Source organism: Acinetobacter lwoffii, assembly GCF_029024105.1.
GTDB classification, from domain to species: domain Bacteria; phylum Pseudomonadota; class Gammaproteobacteria; order Pseudomonadales; family Moraxellaceae; genus Acinetobacter; species Acinetobacter lwoffii.
The window spans coordinates 1703538-1723157 of the sequence record NZ_CP118963.1 but is presented as its reverse complement, the minus strand read 5'-3'; the positions used below and the strand labels follow the sequence as shown (position 1 = coordinate 1723157).

Below are 19620 nucleotides of genomic sequence, written 5' to 3'. Positions count from 1 at the left end.
AAAATGGCTGAAGGAAAAGTACTCACTGGCGCAGGATTGCGCGGACAAGTGGCAGGTAAAACCTCACTTTCAACAGTAGGCAAAAGTGGCGCAGGCCTGACCTATCGCGGTTATGACGTACAGGATCTGGCTGAACATTGCCAGTTTGAAGAAGTCGCTTACCTGATTTTCTTCGGAGAATTGCCGACATCAGAGCAATTGGCAGCCTACAAAGCCAAACTGAAATCCTTACGCACTTTACCTCAGGCATTAAAAGAAGTCCTTGAGCGTATTCCTGCCGACTCACATCCAATGGATGTGATGCGTACTGGCGTTTCCATGCTGGGCAATCTTGAAACTGAGCAATCTTTTGAGCAGCAACAGGATATCGCAGACCGTATTTTGGCAACTTTGCCGGCAATGATCTGTTACTGGTATCGTTATAGCCATGACGGCGTGCGTATTGAAGAAAATACCGATGATGATTCAATCGGTGCGCAGTTCCTGAATCTACTGCATGGCGAAAAGCCAAATGAATTACATGAACAGGTGATGAATGTTTCCTTGATTCTGTATGCAGAGCATGAATTCAACGCTTCAACTTTTACCGCTCGTGTGTGTGCATCAACGCTGTCCGATATGCACTCTTGTATTACCGGTGCAATCGGTTCCTTGCGTGGCCCTCTACATGGCGGTGCCAACGAAGCTGCGATGGACATGATTGAAAACTGGAAGTCGCCTGAAGAAGCTGAACGTGAAATGCTGGGCATGCTGGAACGTAAAGAAAAAATCATGGGCTTCGGTCATGCGATCTATAAGGACAATGATCCGCGTAATGGCATTATTAAAGTCTGGTCTGAGCGTTTGGCCAAAGATGTCGGTGATACGGTACTTTATCCAGTCTCGGTACGCTGTGAAGAAGTCATGTGGCGTGAGAAGAAATTATTCTGTAATGCGGATTTCTTCCATGCATCTGCCTATCATTTTATGGGCATTCCAACCAAGCTGTTTACCCCGATCTTTGTTATGTCGCGTGTGACAGGCTGGGCCGCACATGTGATGGAACAACGTGCAGACAATCGTATTATCCGTCCAAGCGCGGATTACACTGGGCCAGAGTTGCGTAAAGTAGTGCCAATCGCTGAGCGTTCTACTGCGGCTTAATCTGTTTCTGTAGTAAAAATAAAAAAAATAAGGTCTCAATTGAGACCTTATTTTTTATCGGTTTCGTTATCGGCTTAACAGTGCCGGATCTTCAATGCTATAACCTGTTTCAAAAGGAATACCCAGATACTTTACTATTACCAGAGTTTTATTTTGTCTCGGAACTTTATAGGCCTGGCTAATTTTCAAGCCTTGCTGATAACTAACCGCTTGCTGAACCGCGCTTTTTTGTAAGCCAGATTTCACTTGATATTGATAGGTCCATTTTGGCACTTTTTCCTGAGGGTCATGCCAGGCAGGCGCGCTACCTTTTTTTGTCTTTAACACCTTAAGCTGTGGTTTTGATTTTTGAATTGGATTTAATGGAACTAAACGTTTTTTGATTTTGGCAATGTCCTGATCAAACTTGCGACTGTCTTGATCATAATCGATGCGCTTGGTTTTAGGATTGATATATAAGGAATTGACCTGAACCAGTTGATTTGGTTTTTGGGATTTAAAATTATAATAATATAGTTGAGGCAAGCGTCCACGACCATCAAGATAGTGACGCATGATATAAAGCTTCTGTTCTTTGACTTCATAGCCTAGAACTTCAATATTTTGTGGACCGCCTACGGTAGCGAAAGCCAGAGTGGGCAAGCTCAGAGGGAGCAGGAGCAGTGCAGTTTTAATATTCATGGTCATTCCACCCTCAAAAAAATAGATTGGCATCTGATCATGCCAATCTATCTTAAAATACGGTAGAAATAATGAAGCTTATTCAGGCTATACAGTAACTTTGAAAGCTTAGCTGTTATTCAACAGATTGATCATGTCATGTGCAACCACAGCGGACAGTTTGTTGAGGCGTTCAAGTGGCGAGCCTTTGAGATAATACTGGAACTGATGGATTTGCGTGCCATCATTAATGGCCACAAAAAAAGTCCCTTCCGGTTTCTCTGGTGTCGCGCTACCACCTGGTTTAAGCAATCCTGTACAGGCAATAATCCAGTCAGCATCACGGAACATTTTTTTACCTGCTTCCGCCAGAGCAACCGTTACCGGCATAGATTCCGCAGTATGACTATTGATCAGATTCTTGGAAATGCCCAATACTGAAGTCTTGACACTTACATCGTAGCAGATCAAACCACCAATCAGAATTTCGGCACCTTCTCCTTTACAAATGGAGAACTGGCTACTGAGATATCCAGAACTTGCGCTTTCGATAAAGGCAATTTTTATGTTTTTCTCTTCGAGTAAGCCGCAACAGGTTTTTATCATAGTCTCTATATTTTCTTTGTGGGAGTGATTTTAGATCAATCTAGGCAGATTTTTTCCTGTCGATCAACTCCAAGTATATTTATATTTTTATGAAAGTTAAAATTTTTTTCATAGATCAGTGTAATTTCATGTTGACCTGATCGCAAATCTGAGTGGTTAAAGTTTGGGCTATTTTCAAAAATAGAGGTTTCTTCTCAGGCGGAACAGTGGTAAAAATAAAAATAAAGTGCTTAGTGAAAGTAGGGTGTTGGAATGAAAACCACAGTAAAATATGTAGTCTTAAAAAGTCTTGACTATCAATTGGGTACACCATTATTTCAGGAAGAAATTGACGCTGATGGTCAATATTTTGATCAGATACCAAGCACAATTTCTTATCAGAATTTGCAGTTCAAAGTGAAAAGCAAAGAGCTTAAACGTTTGTATCTGGCCGAAGAGCAGGAAGATACTCAAACGATTATCGTCAAAGTAGTCAATATCTAATAAAAACTGAATAGAATAAGCCTCTTTTAAAGGGGCTTATTTATTATAAATAGATTAATAAATATAATTACAAACAATGATTTGATCTAAGTTTATACCAAAATAATAAGTAAAAATATTTGAATTAAAGTCAAGGTAAATTCGAAACAGCTTAAGTTTTATTGGTGAGGTCATGTTAAGTATCGTATTTCTTCACAGTTAATAATATTCAAAAAGAATTGTATTTTTAATGTTTTATTTAATTTTTTAAAAATATAGAAGATTTAGATTTATTTGTATATATTTATAAATATCAATAGTATAGTTATTAAGTGGTTCTGTTTAATAACGCTTTTTAAATTTTATTAAAAATTTTCCTATATATGAAATAGGACTTAAGTTATTCCTTTTATTGGATAATAAATTTTTGACCTATAAAGTCTTTCATTATGTTTCTGTTGCATTATATCAGGTAATTTATGTTGCGCATTAATCTCCACTTCAAGTACTTATCTTACTATTTTTTACATTGAATTAATCTGTAACAGGTTAAAGGTTGGCGAAATCTGAAAAATGCGTAGAGTAGATATTAAGTCGAAACCTATCGGCTTTTAATTTAAAGCAAATAGTAAGGAATACCACCATGGCTAATAATCAACAGCAAGACCAACAGAAACAGCAGCAACAACAGCAACAGCAAAATCAACAACGCAATCAAGATCAGCAGCGTCAACAAAACAACCAGCAAAACCCAAATCAGCAACAAAATAACCAGCAACAACAGCAGCCGCAGCGCAATCAGCAACAAAACCAGCAAGGCCAACAGCAACAACAGCCACAGCAAAACAGTAACCAACAGCAACAAGATCAGTGAAAACCGCAGTGTTAATTCTGTTTAAGACTTACGCTCTTCATAAAAAAACCGCCTGAATCAGGCGGTTTTTTATATTTCATTGCACGATTAGACTAAGTATTTATTAACACTGAATATTGGCTTTTAGCTTGTAGAAATTCAAGGCATTGTCTAGGTCGGTGAGCAACTCTTTTTCTGTATATTCCTTGGGTGCAAGTTTTAGCAAGGCAGGCATATAGTTATTTTTATATTCTTTAGGATATTGTTCACACAGGATACGTGTTCTTTCTTCCAGACTAATTGTTGAAGAGTCAAGTTTGTCCAGATAAGCACTCAGTTGATTATCTGATTGTTCAAACTGCACTTTAATGTTTGCATCAGCTTCTGCTGCACTCTCTGCTTGCTGTTTTTGGCAGCCGCTTATTGCCAGACTCATCAATAAAGTAATTAGTATGCGATTTTTCATGCTGCCAAAATATTGTTATTGCTCATATGAAAAATTATAGAGAGAAATGACTAAAAAGAAAGCAGGGATCTATAAACTTTATGAGACATTGAACATTCATAACATCCGATATTGACTGAAATAAGGAATTTTCTCCTACAAATCTGAATTAACCTATTCTCATTTATAGGTTTAGCAATTCTTTTTGGGTTTTGGTTATTTAATCGTCTTATTTGCCCATTAAAAAGATTTTTGGATAAATTACAGTCATTTAATTAACAAAAGTAATGGTTTTTTCATATTTTGAAACATTGCATCTATATATCCTACACAGATTGGCTGCATGGCTAGTGATATCTTGGCGTCATTCTAAGAACTTAATGAAAATAATTAAAAATCAGCACATTATAGGGCCTGTTTAATTTAGGAGAGTTAAACAGGCTTTTTCTTTTCCGTCTTAAATCTGGTTTTTTCTTTGCTGATTGTATTTTTTGCTCATTCTCTTTCACATAAGTTTTCATACACAACATAAAGCCTGAAAATTCCCTCAGGAGAGATACATGAATAGATGTTATTTATATATCTCTTTTCACGAAAAGACAGGACAAAGCTATGATGAGATGTATATGCGCATTTGGCATGGGCGTAATGGTTGGCTGTTGTTTTAAATCTTGCAAAGAGAAAATGTGTCAGATGATGAGCAGCAAGCATTGTAAAAGTGATCATTGTAAAAAAGATCAGGCGACTCAAGCTGAAGAGCCTGTACAAACTTAGCCCAAAAGCTTCAATTTTACTGAAAGGCTAAACAACAGAGCTGAGTACTGAAGTTGTTCTAGATCGCTGATCCAATCATTTTATATTGAATCATTCTATATTTAAAGCAATAAAGCTTGATCCTAGATTGAGCTTTTTACACTTAGGAGAAAAACATGATGCAATTTATATTTTGTTTATTTGGTCTTCATGGTGCGACTGAAATTAACTACACGTGTGACCATGATGAGGTCAAACAGTGTCGTGATTGCTTGAAAAATATTGAATAATGTGCCAAATCATCAGACATCTTAATGAAGATCAATCCCCGTTCAATCATCAGTTGGCGGGGTTTTTCTTTACTGATGAAATTTTTGGATCTAAACATAATTTCTCACAAGGAATACTTTATAAAAGAATCATTTCAATAGGATTACGTTTTGATAAATTCTTAGCTGCTTAGAACTGGAATACAATAAAATTTATGCGTGTGATCACCCATGCTCGAATTCTTGAAGCAATTCAAAAGAGGCCACAGGCTGAAACTGCATTAGCTGGTTGGCATCGAATGATTAAGGCCAATCATCCTAAAGATTTTACTGAAATGAAAAGACTTTTTCCGGCAGTGGATAAGCTTAGAAAATTTCATGTATTCGATATCGGCTCGCACGCGAATTCATATTCTTTGCTGTACCATCTACGATCAGGCTGAACAGCTTATTTGCTCAGATGGACTTTAGGGTTTGTGAAATGTAAAAGAATACTTCAAGGAAAATTTGTCTTTTTAGAAAACTGAATGTGCAACATAAATAACATTGATGTTTAGCAGTAGATGTCATATTTATCTCTTAATAGATATATGAAGGAGATGCATATGACAAATAAGCCAGAGCAAGAGCAAGAATCAAATCCGCATAAAGAATCGAATGACGACAAGGGTAATCAGGCATCTTATAAGCATGTCAAACCAGAGAAAAAACCCAATGCAGAACCCGAAAATCCATTGAGAGAGCAAAAATAGCTTTTTCACATGGACGAAGCCCTAACTTGGTTTAGGGCTTTTTAATTTCCCGATAAACCTTGATCTCTAGGCTTTGCAATAAACTCATCTTTCATTTCAAAGAAAAATTCATGGGCTTGTTCATGATCGCAGTGCAACCAGTCATGTCGTGATTCTTCCGGAATCACAATAATCGAGCGTTTTTCGTCATTCGGGTCATGAAACTGTTTCATAAAGGGATGTTGATCTGAATTTATGGTCAGCATCGAAAATGATCTGATTTTCTCACCATCAATGTGTGCGTCATCATAAATCGCCGCCACGGTAAAAGGATTGCCATCTTCACGTGAAATGCCAAACCAGTGCGATTTACCGTCTATATATTTAGGTTCATAGAATGTATCGACGGGTACCAAAGCAAACTGGTTGTTTTTCCAGGCATGTCGGAAACTCGGTTTGGATGCCACTGTTTCAGTCCGTGCATTATAGGTATGCCGGCCATATTTCAATTCTTTCGCCCAGGCTGGAATCAGTCCGAAACGTGCGATATCCAGCTCAAAATCATCAGCACCGCGCATAATGATTGGGGCTGGCGCTAAAGGATAAACATGTGTTTTCATGCCCAGTTCGAGTTGCTCTTCATGAATATCTAATAAGGAAAGACGTTTTTTTGAGGGAAATTCATAGTTCGAGCACATAAATAACCTCTTTCATTCTAATTATTATTTGCTAAAGAATTAAAGTATAAAAATGATGGGCTCAAAACAATTCGAAATCGTAAGTATAGTTATAACAGAAAGTAAGAATACGGATTAATATTAGTTTATCCTCTTTATAGAATAGTGCTCCTTTAAAGGACTATTCTATAAATATGAAGATTAAAATATTTGAGTTTTTAATGATTAAATACAAAAGCTCACCGGGTTATTTTGTAGGGCAGGTGTTCAAAGCTTTCCCTTGTTCAACTGAATGGATAAAGTTTCCAATTAGAAATTCACTCTGTCTTAAGGAATCACGATGATCTCCATTTTTGACTAGATGGAAGGCGATAGATTTCTGCTTCGTACATACCTGCTGATAGTAAGCATAAGTACCACGATCATCGACCAGTTGATCTTTCTCACCTTGTACCAGCAGAACCGGCACAGTCGGTGTCATATTCTCAATAGACTGTTCTTTTAAATAATGTGTCAAAGGTGCCAGATTTACATTTGATTTAAAGACAGTCTTAGGTGCTTGTTTTAGGTCAGATTGTAATTCTGACAAACAGCGACTGCGTGCATGATTAAGAATTTCTCCCATTTCTGGGCTCACTAAATTTGCTGGAGCAAGCAGCGGATCTGCAGCCTCTGCTCCTAAAAGCACAATTGGAAAAAATGCGGCGACATTAGTCGTGATTTGCGAATTGCTGGCAACATATTCAGCGATTCCTTCATATTGATAACCGCCTGGCGCCAGTGCAATTGCCCCGCGAAGATCAAATTCAGGCGCATCTTTTTGACCGGACGCTGCAACTTTAAGAGATGCTGCACCTCCTTGACTATGACCCATAACATACCAATTTTTACTAAAGTTATAAGGCTTTAAATGGTGGATCGCTCGTAGAGCATCAACGACAGTATGCAACTGGCTTCGCGCATTCATATAAGGATGACCGCCCGGAGTGCCTAAACCTTGATAATCAGGTGCAACAACTGCATAGCCGCGAGCGAGCCAGGCATTCAATGCCTTAGCAGCGATTTGCTGATAGACATGGACTGGCCCACCCACATAATCGCCAGAGGGTGCACATGTATCAGCAACGCCAGTTGTACCATGCGCCCAAGCCAGAACAGGCCATCCATCTTTAGGGACTTTGCCTTTAGGTAACAAGATATAGCCTGAAGTGACGATGGGCTCGGATTTTGTGCCACGACTGCGATAATTGATTAAGAAACGTTGTGAGGCATTCGTAAACAGATCAGTATTTTGTTCTTGTATAGATAATATTGTACCCGGTATTTTTTCCGAAATATGAGATGCTTGGATTTTGCTGCTATCGGGAAGTGGAGGAGATGCTATTGCATATGTTGAACCTAAACATAAACAACTCATGATCAATTTAATAATAGGAGATTTAATTTTCATCGCTGAAACCATTTTCCTTTTTATAATGTCATTTTTAATGTAGCAGCTTTATTTATGTTTCTAAATTAACTCTGCACAAAGTTTGTAAACTAAAGCTTTTAAGTTAAGGCGAATGAGCAGTACAACAGGTTATTTTAGGTTAGCTGATAACTTCAAATAAGCACTTATATTTTAATGTGGTTCTGATCTGTTAATAGAATTCATATCATGTCTAACCTCACTAATACGATCATAAATCACCTTTCGCATTCGGTTTATTACTCCCAGAGGTTTGTGTTCCGGTAGGGTATGCCATGGTGTAAAGGAAAGGTTTTCACAAAACTTGTTTTGGTCAGGCGTATCAAAAACTTGTGGAGGAATGCGGATAGTTGCGACCTTGTAGAAAGGTGCCTCACTTTCTTGCCATTCAGTCATGGAATCTTCGACCGACATGGTGTTTGATGTTCTAGGCTGTACCAAAAACTCCATACATGCTTCACTTTTTTGCAAATATTGGCGCAGTTTTTCTCTTAGAAAATTATGATGCGGAGCATGTGGAAGAGGATCTGTCACTGTCGAACATGCTTGAGCTGAATACTTTATAGCTTGACGATCAGTGCCTATTCCTAATTGATAGGGCACCATAGACCAATATCTAGTTTGCAAAGGATTAGAAATTTTATTTCTCGTATTTAAGGCAATCCAGGTTCCTTTAGCTCCTAATGCAAAAGGAATATGCAACTTATTGAAAAATCTATCGCTATTTATATCTTGCATAAATGACATATATCGGACTGGATCATTCACAAAAAAGACAGGATGATTGATCATAATGAAATCTTGAGTAGAGGTTTCATCATCTAAAAGCTTTTCTCCCGGTACAGCCAGAAGTTTTATCGCCATGCCACGGGCATCTTTTTTAATATCTGCTTGTTGGGCATCTTTAGAACCATTAGAGAAACGAATCCAGGCTTGATATGTTTTTCCCGGAATAAAAACACCTTGAACCAAGTTTTTAGGAAGAACTTCATCTACTTTGAATTCTGCACGTACACAACCATGTGCTTTGGGATGGGCATCACGTAGCGCGATACCTGTGGAATATTCTTTCCGAATCAATATCTCAATTATATCTGCGATTTTTTCAGTTATGTTTGCTTCATCAGGATAAAGACTTTCACTTAAATGATGATCTATATTGGGATGAATATTATCTTTTGGAGAGTTAGATGCTATAGGGGAAGTGTTAGCATATGCAGCACTACAAATACTTATTGCCATTAGAGGGAGGAAGACTAGACCCGAGCATATAGGTTTTATAAAGTTAGGCATTGATTTTCTCCTTGCTATAAAGCTAGAGTTAGTTTTAATTTTTTAGCCTATGATCTGAAAATTCTTTGGACATACTTTAGCCATAAAATAATGAGAATGTCTGTGTAATTATTGATCTTCAGATTTAAAGTCCACCCATACTCCTTTCTAAAATATTTCCACTCTTTATCGTGTGCTCAATATAGAAGCCGATTTATGTTCTTACTTTAATTTAACTCCACACAGAGTTTTTTACTTTAGCAAAATTTATCCATAAACTTATGAAAATTTATTTTTAGACTAATGCGAGATGCTCGTAGCAAAATCAAGAGTCGTCGAATACAGTGCTATAGAAATCTATTTAGTTTAACATTCTGAAAATATTAGGATATATAAATCAATGCCAGTTCTAGCAATCCAGCATAGACTCAGTGGATTTTACTTTTTTTACTATGCGATTGTTGGGGCGTTCATGCCTTTTTGGAGTCTGTATCTAGAAGATCAGGGCTTCAATTATCAGGAAATTGGCATTTTATCTTCTATTGCAATCGTCACCCGCTTTTTTGCTCCCTTAATTTGGGGCTGGATTGCAGACAAGTCTGGTAAACGCATGCTGCTGGTACGTATTGCCACCTGGATGGAAGCCTGTATCTGGTTCATGATTTTTATCATTCCCAATAGCTTTCAGTCCGTAGCTTTACTGATGCTGATTTTCAGTTTCTTTCAGAATGCTATTTTGGCACAGTTTGAAGGCGTGACTTTGTTTTGGCTCGGGGAAAAAAGAGCAGAACTCTATGGCAAAGTACGAAAATGGGGATCTGTCGGTTTTATAATTGGTGTATTCGGCTTGGGCGCCGTCTTTGAAATTATGAGCATCAGTATGTTGCCAGTGTTGTTGCTGTGTATTTCATTTCTGGCCTTTCTCTGGTCATTTACCATTAAAGAGCCCACGATGGCGCCTATCGCCCAGAAACAGCTCGAACCCTTATGGCCGATATTTAAACGCCCAGTGGTGTATAGTTTTTTCCTGATTGAATTGATTCTGCTATTTTCACACGCGCCGTTTTATAGTTTTTATAGCAATTATCTCAGTCAGGCGGGATTTAGCACCAGCCAGATTGGGCTGCTCTGGTCAGTCGGGGTCATTGCGGAAATCATCATGTTTGCCTATGCGACGTTCTTTCTGACACGCTGGTCATGGCGCCATCTGGTCACGTTATGCTTATTGATGACCGGATTAAGATGGTTCATCGTCGGGGTCTTTCCTGCTTCATTCATGGCACAGTTTTTTGCTCAAACGATTCACGCTTTAAGTTTTGGTTTATTTCATATGATTGCGATGCGAGTGATTTTCCAGAATTTTTCTGCAGGGCAGCAAGGACGTGGACAAGCGCTATATAGCACGATGTGGGGCGTTGGCGTGGCGAGTGGCAGTATTCTGGCTGGGCATTATTGGGATCAAGTCGGCGGCACATCTATTTTTATCGCTGCTGCAGTATCGACTTTGCTTGGCTTGTTACTGATTTTCGGATTGCCAAATAAAGTCGAACTGCAAAAACAGGCTTGAAAATATCATCTCAGTATTAAATACGGATTTTGGCGTATTGCCCAAACCACGGTTGTGCCTGTTCCAATTGGGCTGCCAGTTGTAATAGCAGATCCTCACGGGCAAACGGCGCAATAAACTGTGAACCGAGCGGCAGGTTTTGTTCATTCCAGTACAGTGGTACAGACATCGCTGGGAGTCCGGTAATATTGGCCAACTGGGTAAAAGGCACCCATTTTAGATTTTCTTTCACAATCTGGTCGACCAGTTTACCTTGCGCCAGCAAATGTGCTTTATTTAGTTTCAATAAAGCTTTAAGAATCGGTTTCTGCCAGTTTGGTGTTTTGACCTCACCATTTTTTGGCGCCACTGTCGCCGTTGCAGGCGTCAGGTACAGATCATAATTATCAAAGAAATGATTCATCTGGGTCACGTACTGGCCCCAGTTATTCAGGTTCTGGATATAATCAATCGCGCTGGTTTTGGCCCCAAAAGCCGCCAGCGCTAAAGAGTCCAGTTCAAAATCATTCGATTTGGACGGATAGCCTTTCTGGATTTCATCCAGCATAAATGAAAACTGGCTAAACCAGGTGGTAATAAAATCCTTGGCCAGTTGCATTCCATCAATGGCTGGACGGTCTTCGACCACCTCATGGCCCAAAGATTCTAGCAATTTGGCTGTTTTTTCAATGGCTTTAATGGCATCCTGGGAAACAGGTGTGCCAATCGTAGAATAAGTGCTAAACGCAATTTTCAGTTTTTTTGGCGGTTGCTGAATCACATCCAGATAATGATGCTGTGGACGCTGAATCTTAAACAGTGAACTATGATCTTCACCATGGGTGGCATCCAGCATTGCAGCACTATCCCGTACCGTTTTGGTCAGTACATGCTGAATCGCGGCGCCATGCATGGCTTCACTCATTTGTGGTCCCCAAGGCGTGCGGCCACGACTCGGTTTCAGGCCAAACAGGCCGCAATAGGAAGCGGGGATACGTATCGAGCCGCCACCATCACCAGCACCCGCAATTGGTACAATTCCGGCAGCCACGGCAGAAGCGGAACCACCGGACGAGCCGCCGCTATTATGCTGTAAATTCCACGGATTTTTACAGCTGCCCCAAGCATCTGGTTCAGTAATACCTTTAATCCCAAATTCAGGAGTATTGGTACGTCCAAAAGTCACAATCCCGGCTTTTTCCCAGCGATTGACAATCTCGGCATTGGTCTCGGCGATATAACCAATCCGTTTTAAGCCCTGACAACCATAAGAAGTTGGATAACCGGCATATTCCTGAAACAGGTCTTTAACCAGAAAAGGCACACCGGCAAAAGGTCCGGACAGATTTTGCTGGCTCCGTTTCAATGCATGCTCATGCATCGGAATAATAATTGCATTTAGCTCGGGATTGGCAATTGAACTACGCTCTAGTGCAGCAGATAAAAGTTCACTTGAATGTACTTGTTTATTGGCGACCAGATCAGCCAGTCCTAAACCGTCATATTGCAGATATTCTTCAAATTTCATTGCCATTCCCTAGTGTTGCTGCTTCAAGGTTGTAGATCATTTAGGCTCAAGATGCAAGCACCACCTGATTTCGCCCACGATGTTTGGCCTGATACAAGGCTTGATCTGCAATATTGATCAGGTTTTGCAGGTCTTGGGCCTGCGGTTCATTTTGATGAGTGATGCCCACACTCACGGTAATATACAGGGCGAGCCATCTGATTGATAAATCGGGGTTTTTTCCACCAGATCACGAATCCGTTCTGCAATAAGACGTGCTTCTGATGGTTCGGTATTCCAGAGTAACAGCACAAATTCTTCCCCACCAATTCGTGCAAACAGATCTTCAGCACGTAAATTGCAGCGAATGATTTCCGCAAAATGTTGCAGCACCTTGTCACCGACATGATGGCCAAAATCATCGTTCAGACGTTTGAAATGATCAATATCCAGCATGATGACCGAAAATTCCATTCTGTTGGCATATTGCAGTAAATATTCACCTTTCTGAAAGAAAAAATGACGGTTCATGGTGCGGGTCAGACTGTCATGATTGGCCAGATAGAGAACCCGTTTAAACAGCTCATTGCGGTTTTGACTAATAATACAAAGAATAAGCGGCGATAAGGCCAGCATAAACAGCCCGATCCGGAGCGAAATATAAATCGTAGAATCTGCCAAGGTGTCATGCGTTGTGGCATAAAACCGCGTCAGGCTGTAATAGGTTAAAATAGTCACAAACGCATTAATCAGTGTCATGCTAAACAGGCGATAGGTTAATGCGGCCCAGATCAGCGCAGCCAAAGGATAGAGCAGGGTGCCCGGACCTGAAAAAATATTGGTGATGATGACACAGAGTACGACTGTAGCTGCGGGCAGAAAATAACTGAAATGATGACGCTTTTGACGGCGGTTTTTAAACAGATACTGCATATCCTTGATTCTGGGAAAGGCCAGAAGCAAAGGTAATACCACGATATAATTGACCATCTCGCCCGTCCACCATAGACCAAAATCAATCCATAAGTTTTCTTTGGTCATGAATGTATTGGGTAAGTTTGGCAGGGTGGCAACTGCAAAAGCAGCGCTGGCCAGACAGCCGGCAAAAGCGAAGATGCCAAATAAATGAACGAATGTATAACCAGTATTATAGTATTTGTAATTAATCTTGAAATATCGAATAAAAAATATCGAGACAATAGTGCTGATCAGATTAGACAGGGTAAGAAACAGGCTTTGTAATAGGCTGTTTCCGGTGACGAGATCTGCAAACATAAAAGCACTGAATGCACCAAGCCAACCTCCCACATTATTTAAATGTGGAAAGCGTAAGAACAGGGCTAACAAGGCAGCATTGGCCGGCCACAATAAGGCCAGGTACTCAATCGGTCTGGTTGCGATCCCAATAAAACAACAGACTAAAACAGCGAAAACAATGACAAAATAAGCATATGTTTCATGATTTAATTGTTGTTCTGTTATTCGAGCTAATTGCAAATTTAAAATCCTATTCAAATTTCTAAGTGTGAATGATCACTTTGTTCAGCAACTAAGTTTGACCTAAAATATAATTTTATTGTTTGATTAAGCTGTTATTAATACGAACTATTAAGATTCTTATATACGAAATATATACAAAAACAGTCAGAAAGGAAATCCATGTTTTTAAACAATGTGATAAATAATTTCTGACTCTGTATTGAAATTGCGTTAGAGCGGGACACGATCCCAAAAAATATGATAATTTAGAATCAATTGTTAACAAGATGCCGGTAAATATGAAAAAAATATGTCTTAGCCTTATCTTACTCATGAGCTCACCTTGGCTAATGGCGACAGAAAATAAAAAACCAGCGAATGCTCCTGCTAAAGCTGCTGAAATCCCAAATACATTTACTGTGAAAACCCGTCCGGAAATTGTCGGATTGTGGGGAATGGAAATCCCGAATAATAAAAAATGTATCGAATATTATAATTTTAAAGGCAATAATAATGTGGTGATTAAAAGTGGCGATGAGTGGACGTCGGGGCTATATGACTATCAGCCGGCACAGGATCCTTCGAAGCAGATTCCAGCGCTGATTCTGCAAGTAAAATATGACAATAATGAAAAAGACTGTTCAGGCAATCAGGTGGATCAGTCTGGTGAAATTTCGCAATATTTTGTGAAATGGCAAAACCCTTATACCATTAACTTCTGCGCCAATGAAAAAGCCGAACAATGTTTTGCTGTGCTCAGACGCGTATTGCCTTAAATTGCAAACCATAAAAAAACCGCTGAATGACAGCGGTTTTTTTATGAGCTTTGATTTAAGCTTTGTCTTCAGCACCTTCAAGCTGCTTTAACAAATGCTTCTCTAGGTAATGAATATCCATTGCCTGTTTGCAGAAGTTTTTATCCTGAAGGATTAAATCTTTATGCAAAGGAATATTGGTTTTAACGCCAGTCAAAATCATTTCTTCCAAAGCATTTCTCATTCGAGAAATAGATGTCTCACGATCCTTACCATGCGAAATCAGTTTGGCAATCATCGAATCATAATACGGTGGAATGCTGTAGCCTGGATAAACATGCGAATCTAAACGGATACCTGCGCCGCCTGGTGCATAGAAGTTGTCAATCTTGCCTGGTGAAGGCAGGAAGGTCGATGGATCTTCTGCGTTAATACGGCATTCAATCGCATGTCCTAAAACTTTGACGTCTTCTTGCTGAATATCGAGACCTAAGCCGCCAGCAATACGCAATTGCTGTTCGATAATATCGATACCCGTTACCATTTCAGTTACCGGATGTTCAACCTGAACACGCGTATTCATTTCAATGAAGAAGAACTCATCATCTTCAAACAGGAATTCGAATGTACCTGCACCACGATATTGCATCAATTTACAGGCATTGACACAGGCTTCTAGAATATCAGCACGTGCTTGCTCTGGTAAGTTCGGTGCTGGCGCTTCTTCCAGTACTTTTTGATGGCGACGCTGTAGTGAACAATCACGATCATACAGATGAATCGCATGGCCATTACCATCAGCCAGTACTTGCACTTCGACATGACGTGGCTTTTGCAGGAAACGTTCCATATACACCGTATCATCACCAAACCACATTTCCGCATCACGCTGTGCAGCCTGAACAGATTCAAGCAGGGTATCGACATTTTCTACGATACGCATACCACGACCACCACCACCAGAAGCAGCTTTTACAATCAGTGGAAAACCGATCTCTTTCGCTTCAGCCATGGCATTGTGAATCGTTACGGCATGGTCGCAGCCTGGTACTGTTGGTACACCAGCTTTTTTCATGGCAATAATGGCAGAAACCTTGTTCCCCATTAAACGAATATGTTCCGGACGTGGACCAATAAAGATAAAACCAGAATTTTCCACGATTTCTGCAAATTCTGCATTTTCAGCGAGGAATCCATAACCAGGATGGATTGCATCTGCGCCGGTAATTTCAGCAGCTGTAATAATCGCAGGAATATTCAGGTAGCTGTCACTGCTCGCACCAGGGCCGATACACACTGCTTCATCACAGAAACGTAAATGCATCAGGTCCTTGTCTGCGTCAGAATAGACACCTACAGTTTTGATCCCTAAAGTTCTGCAAGCACGGGTGATGCGTAACGCAATTTCACCACGGTTTGCAATTAAAACTTTTTGCAACATTATAAATCCCCGGGGTGATTAAGCGCGGTAGCGGAAAAGTGGTTGACCGAATTGAATCACTTCACCATTTTTCACCAGAATTTCTTCAATCACACCGCTTTGAGTAGCTTCAATCGGGTTCATGATTTTCATTGCCTCGATAATACCCAGCGTATCGCCTGCAGAAACGGTCTGGCCAACTTTAACAAATGTCGGTTCACCTGGGCTTGGTGCTGCATAGAACACGCCGACCATTGGTGAAGTTTCAACTGCGCCACGAGGAGATTTTACTGCTGGCGCTTCGGCTGCTGGTGCAGGCATAGCAGGAACAGCTGCTGCAACCACTGGATTACGACGAGTTAATGCAATCGACTGATCGCCTTCTTTAACTTCGATCGCCTGTAAGTCAGATTCAATCATCAAGTCGATGAGTTTCTTGATTTTACGGATATCCATGAGACAGTATTCCTAATTAAGATTGTGTAGAAGGTTGTATTTTTTCAATGATATAGTCGAGGGCAGCAGCATAGCCTTTTGCACCTAGACCACAAATCACGCCGATGGCTTTATCGGACAAGTACGAATGATGTCGGAATGCCTCACGTGCATGCACATTAGACAGATGGACTTCAATGAAAGGAATGGCAACGCCAAGAAGGGCATCGCGAACCGCAACAGAGGTATGAGTCAATGCTGCCGGATTAATAATTATATATTGAACGCCGTCTTGCTGAGCTTGATGAATTCGGTCAACAATGGCACCTTCCCAGTTGCTTTGGAACGTTTCGAGTTGTAATGTGGCCTTTTGAGCCTGAGTAATCAGTTGCTGGTTAATATCGTCAAGACTAAGGTGACCATAAACTTCCGGTTCGCGCTTCCCAAGCAAGTTTAAATTCGGTCCATGAATAACCAAAATGGTCGAACTCATCCAGCATGCTCCAATTAAAAAGTATCGGGGTTTGTTTGCAAGATGTCTGCAAACTCTGCTTATTATTGCATGATTTTCTACATTACTATTTATAATTTCTTTGAATTAACGTAGAAAGCATATAGCAAACAGTGGCGCTATAATGAAAACTTTGCAGAGATTTGGCAATGTTAAAAAATTACAATTCGCTGGGTATTCAGATTATTTTCATTGTAAACCCAATTGGCAAAAACAGTTAATATCCTTTATGTAACTGTATCTTCATGTTAACGCTAAATTCTTCCTTTTAGTGATATTTTTAGTTTTGAGCAAGAGTTGTCTGGCTGATTTTACCGCAATGTTCGACTTCTAGAGCATAGAAAACTCTTTACATTCTGACTTTAGAGTTGTGCTGATTATCCTCTTTATATATAAGCTATCGACCGCTTCTTAAAACGTGATGAAAATTTAAAAATATAAGATAAGACAATATGTTAATGATATTTTCTCTTATTGTCCTTGGATTTTCCTAGGTCTATTCTTCCAATAGATTGGAATTAATTACATTACTTTAACTTCAAGCATCCATGATAAGTGCTGTGCAAAAATGTACTTCATCTTCTAGATATAAGGGTTGAATCTCAGCAGGTTTAAGATAAAACGCTCGACTTATATGCTTCGTGTGTATAGATCTGTGAGGTGACGAATGTGTTCATCTTCAAGTCTTCTACGCAGTAAAGATATGATTCACCTAACGCATAGACAGTGGCAAAAACACATACATTTGTTGATATTTTGCTCGTCATCATCTTTGCAGAAGAGTTTAAAAGTATTGAAGAGCGTAAAGATTGAACCAAATAGGTCTGATTGAAGCGGAATACGGACTTAAAGCAAAATTTGCTCTGTAGTTGCCTCATCTACATTAACTTCTTGAGCTAATCTTTATATAATCATGCGATACCTCTCAAACAAGACTTTCTATGACACCTGCATGCAAACTATTAAAAGCCAATAAAATCGAATACAGCATTCATGAATATGAACATGATGCCAATGCCAAAAGTTTCGGGTTAGAAGCTGCTGAGAAATTGGGGCTTTCGGTGGAAGAAGTCTTTAAAACTTTATTAGTCACGGATGAAAAGCAATATTTTGTGGCAGTATTACCTGTTCATCATCAGCTTAATCTTAAAAAAGTAGCTGCTGCATTCGGTTGTAAAAAATTGCAGATGGCAGATCCTAAACAGGCAGAACGATTAACCGGATATCTGGTGGGTGGAATCAGCCCATTGGGACAAAAGAAACGTTTAAAAACAGTTATTTGTAGTAGTGCAAGCCAGCTTGAAAAGATGTATGTAAGTGGTGGAAAAAGGGGTCTGGATATCGGGTTAAATCCGCAAGATTTAGCGCGAATTTTAGGTGCAGAATTTGCCGATATTGTGGATGAATAATTAAGTTTTAAAACTTGATATTTTGCTCTTAGTTCTAAGAGTTACTCACAATGATACTCACAAAATGAAACGCCTAAAAAAGATAAAGTCGCTCTAGGCGACTTTATCTTTTAACTCTATATCAAGAATGACAGATTGAACATAGGAACTTAACCAGAAACTCTTTCTTCCATCCTTATGCGGTTTCATGTAGCGACCGTCTCGAATTCTGGAATCCAGTGTTTCAGGTTCGATATTAAGCAATTTAGCAAACTCAATTCGACCAATCCGGCGTTCACTACTCGCCTTAAGTGCTTTTCTAAGTTCCTGCATCTCGCTATGTATTGCCTGGAGCAACTCATATTCAGTATTAGTTTTCATAACACCTCACTTGAATCCACAAATTGAACAAAACACGTCACAATGAACCGTGAACTTTTTACAGATGAAACAGTATTCAGTCACTGTTGTCCTCCTTGAGTCTTTAGATATTCCGCTTTAGCAGCTGCCCAATGATCCGCATCATATGGATTTAAACCTTTTTTCTCACACCAGGTAGTACACCACAGAAATTGGGCATCATCGTATGGTGTAGGTTGAACAATTTGAATGCTCACTCAGTCACCTCAATACTTTTAAATAACGACTTCATCAGATCGTAAGTTTTAGGGGCAAAACGCTGTTTAACTTCTTCATTCAATAGAGTCTCAATTTCATCCCAGTGATCAACCAGAACAGCCCAATGTTTAGAGACTGTTTTCATTTGGCCAAGACGTTCACGAAATTCCGGTACTGCATTAAGTAATCCTACGCAGCGCTCAAAGTCGGCCGGATCATGTGGGTGGAAATTGGTTTCCCATGCTTTGCCCGCCACTGGACCATTATTAAGCAGTGTTGCCATCAGACACTTACTCGACATGCCTGTATTCGCATTAAGTAGCCAGTGCATAGATTTTTGAACTTCAGTCATTGGCTGGCTCCTTATGCTCAGTGTGAATATCAACACCACAGAAAGGGCAGTGATTCAAAACCACACGGTTCTTCTTAAACCGACCTGCAACAATTTGAAGTCTGGCTGAATTTATTTCACGGTGGCTCATGCGCTGTGCTTGGATATCACCATATTCATTGCGAGTGACTTCGCTTAAGACATCACACATCTGGATCCAGTTGCCAGTATTTACACACCGCTCTCTCTTAATTTCCATCACGCTACCTGTTTTAATTTTTGATACCGAGC

22 protein-coding genes and 1 pseudogene are annotated in these 19620 nt (G+C 39.8%); 8 read left to right on the top strand and 15 right to left on the bottom strand.

Annotated elements, in window-relative coordinates:
• Positions 1-3: 3 nt before the first annotated feature.
• Complete coding sequence (prpC, locus tag PYW33_RS08320) at positions 4-1143, top strand: bifunctional 2-methylcitrate synthase/citrate synthase (RefSeq protein WP_004646790.1); 1140 nt, start codon at positions 4-6, stop codon at positions 1141-1143.
• A gap of 66 nt (positions 1144-1209) precedes the next feature.
• Here prpC and PYW33_RS08315 read toward each other — a convergent pair whose 3' ends face one another.
• Positions 1210-1830, bottom strand: a complete 621-nt coding sequence (locus PYW33_RS08315) for a hypothetical protein (RefSeq protein ID WP_004646791.1) — start codon at positions 1828-1830, stop codon at positions 1210-1212.
• 102 nt (positions 1831-1932) lie between these two features.
• Positions 1933-2409 (bottom strand): CinA family protein, encoded by a 477-nt coding sequence (locus PYW33_RS08310; RefSeq protein ID WP_004280184.1) that lies wholly within the window; start codon positions 2407-2409, stop codon positions 1933-1935.
• Positions 2410-2661: 252 nt separating this feature from the next.
• Here PYW33_RS08310 and PYW33_RS08305 point away from each other — a divergent pair, with 252 nt between their 5' ends.
• Positions 2662-2892: a hypothetical protein gene (locus PYW33_RS08305; RefSeq protein WP_004646792.1), complete on the top strand. Its 231-nt coding sequence runs from the start codon at positions 2662-2664 to the stop codon at positions 2890-2892.
• A 622-nt stretch (positions 2893-3514) separates the two neighbouring features.
• The gene (locus PYW33_RS08300) at positions 3515-3745 is read left to right on the top strand and encodes a hypothetical protein (RefSeq protein ID WP_004646793.1); all 231 of its coding nucleotides are present in this window, start codon (positions 3515-3517) and stop codon (positions 3743-3745) included.
• Positions 3746-3848: 103 nt separating this feature from the next.
• On the opposite strand, the gene PYW33_RS08295 is transcribed toward PYW33_RS08300, so the two are convergent.
• On the bottom strand, positions 3849-4190 hold the full coding sequence (locus tag PYW33_RS08295) for a hypothetical protein (protein ID WP_004646794.1): 342 nt from the start codon (positions 4188-4190) through the stop codon (positions 3849-3851).
• A gap of 1216 nt (positions 4191-5406) precedes the next feature.
• Between PYW33_RS08295 and PYW33_RS16890 the strand changes: the two genes are divergently transcribed.
• Together PYW33_RS16890 and PYW33_RS08285 are read left to right on the top strand one after the other, a co-directional pair.
• Complete coding sequence (locus PYW33_RS16890; protein WP_016806847.1) at positions 5407-5634, top strand: type II toxin-antitoxin system HigB family toxin; 228 nt, start codon at positions 5407-5409, stop codon at positions 5632-5634.
• Between the two features lie 162 nt (positions 5635-5796).
• A complete protein-coding gene (locus PYW33_RS08285; protein ID WP_004646799.1) occupies positions 5797-5943 on the top strand; it encodes a hypothetical protein in 147 nt (48 codons plus the stop codon).
• Positions 5944-5984: 41 nt separating this feature from the next.
• Here PYW33_RS08285 and PYW33_RS08280 read toward each other — a convergent pair whose 3' ends face one another.
• The 3 genes from PYW33_RS08280 to PYW33_RS08270 form a co-directional block, all read right to left on the bottom strand.
• Entirely contained in the window at positions 5985-6620 is a 636-nt protein-coding gene (locus tag PYW33_RS08280) for an SOS response-associated peptidase (protein ID WP_004646800.1), read from the bottom strand.
• A gap of 226 nt (positions 6621-6846) precedes the next feature.
• The gene (locus PYW33_RS08275; protein ID WP_016806849.1) at positions 6847-8061 is read right to left on the bottom strand and encodes an alpha/beta fold hydrolase; all 1215 of its coding nucleotides are present in this window, start codon (positions 8059-8061) and stop codon (positions 6847-6849) included.
• A gap of 159 nt (positions 8062-8220) precedes the next feature.
• Positions 8221-9360 carry a catalase family protein gene (locus PYW33_RS08270; RefSeq protein ID WP_004646802.1) on the bottom strand — a complete coding sequence of 380 codons (1140 nt, stop codon included), beginning with the start codon at positions 9358-9360 and terminating at the stop codon, positions 8221-8223.
• Positions 9361-9739: 379 nt separating this feature from the next.
• Here PYW33_RS08270 and PYW33_RS08265 point away from each other — a divergent pair, with 379 nt between their 5' ends.
• Positions 9740-10906, top strand: a complete 1167-nt coding sequence (locus PYW33_RS08265) for an MFS transporter (RefSeq protein ID WP_004646803.1) — start codon at positions 9740-9742, stop codon at positions 10904-10906.
• A 16-nt stretch (positions 10907-10922) separates the two neighbouring features.
• Here the strand turns inward: PYW33_RS08265 and PYW33_RS08260 are convergent, their stop codons facing one another.
• Positions 10923-12413 (bottom strand): amidase, encoded by a 1491-nt coding sequence (locus tag PYW33_RS08260; protein ID WP_004646804.1) that lies wholly within the window; start codon positions 12411-12413, stop codon positions 10923-10925.
• Between the two features lie 46 nt (positions 12414-12459).
• A pseudogene (locus PYW33_RS08255) lies at positions 12460-13889 on the bottom strand (sensor domain-containing diguanylate cyclase).
• Between the two features lie 314 nt (positions 13890-14203).
• Between PYW33_RS08255 and PYW33_RS08250 the strand changes: the two are divergent.
• Positions 14204-14647 (top strand): hypothetical protein, encoded by a 444-nt coding sequence (locus tag PYW33_RS08250; protein ID WP_004646807.1) that lies wholly within the window; start codon positions 14204-14206, stop codon positions 14645-14647.
• A gap of 55 nt (positions 14648-14702) precedes the next feature.
• Here the strand turns inward: PYW33_RS08250 and accC are convergent, their stop codons facing one another.
• From accC to aroQ, 3 genes are read right to left on the bottom strand one after another with little or no spacing between them, the layout of a single operon-like run.
• The gene (gene accC, locus PYW33_RS08245) at positions 14703-16067 is read right to left on the bottom strand and encodes an acetyl-CoA carboxylase biotin carboxylase subunit (protein WP_004646808.1); all 1365 of its coding nucleotides are present in this window, start codon (positions 16065-16067) and stop codon (positions 14703-14705) included.
• A gap of 18 nt (positions 16068-16085) precedes the next feature.
• Complete coding sequence (gene accB, locus PYW33_RS08240) at positions 16086-16502, bottom strand: acetyl-CoA carboxylase biotin carboxyl carrier protein (protein WP_004280199.1); 417 nt, start codon at positions 16500-16502, stop codon at positions 16086-16088.
• 16 nt (positions 16503-16518) lie between these two features.
• A complete protein-coding gene (gene aroQ, locus PYW33_RS08235; RefSeq protein WP_004280201.1) occupies positions 16519-16974 on the bottom strand; it encodes a type II 3-dehydroquinate dehydratase in 456 nt (151 codons plus the stop codon).
• Positions 16975-17933: 959 nt separating this feature from the next.
• Between aroQ and ybaK the strand changes: the two genes are divergently transcribed.
• Positions 17934-18401: a Cys-tRNA(Pro) deacylase gene (ybaK, locus tag PYW33_RS08230; RefSeq protein ID WP_004646809.1), complete on the top strand. Its 468-nt coding sequence runs from the start codon at positions 17934-17936 to the stop codon at positions 18399-18401.
• Positions 18402-18494: 93 nt separating this feature from the next.
• Here ybaK and PYW33_RS08225 read toward each other — a convergent pair whose 3' ends face one another.
• The 4 genes from PYW33_RS08225 to PYW33_RS08210 all read right to left on the bottom strand — a co-directional run bounded on the left by PYW33_RS08225 (position 18495) and on the right by PYW33_RS08210 (position 19588).
• On the bottom strand, positions 18495-18713 hold the full coding sequence (locus PYW33_RS08225) for a hypothetical protein (protein WP_227499332.1): 219 nt from the start codon (positions 18711-18713) through the stop codon (positions 18495-18497).
• 128 nt (positions 18714-18841) lie between these two features.
• Positions 18842-18997: a hypothetical protein gene (locus tag PYW33_RS08220; protein ID WP_004646812.1), complete on the bottom strand. Its 156-nt coding sequence runs from the start codon at positions 18995-18997 to the stop codon at positions 18842-18844.
• Positions 18994-19350 carry a hypothetical protein gene (locus tag PYW33_RS08215; RefSeq protein ID WP_004646813.1) on the bottom strand — a complete coding sequence of 119 codons (357 nt, stop codon included), beginning with the start codon at positions 19348-19350 and terminating at the stop codon, positions 18994-18996. Before PYW33_RS08215 ends, PYW33_RS08220 begins: the two co-directional genes overlap by 4 nt.
• Positions 19343-19588 carry a hypothetical protein gene (locus PYW33_RS08210; protein WP_004646814.1) on the bottom strand — a complete coding sequence of 82 codons (246 nt, stop codon included), beginning with the start codon at positions 19586-19588 and terminating at the stop codon, positions 19343-19345. Before PYW33_RS08210 ends, PYW33_RS08215 begins: the two co-directional genes overlap by 8 nt.
• Positions 19589-19620: the final 32 nt, after the last annotated feature.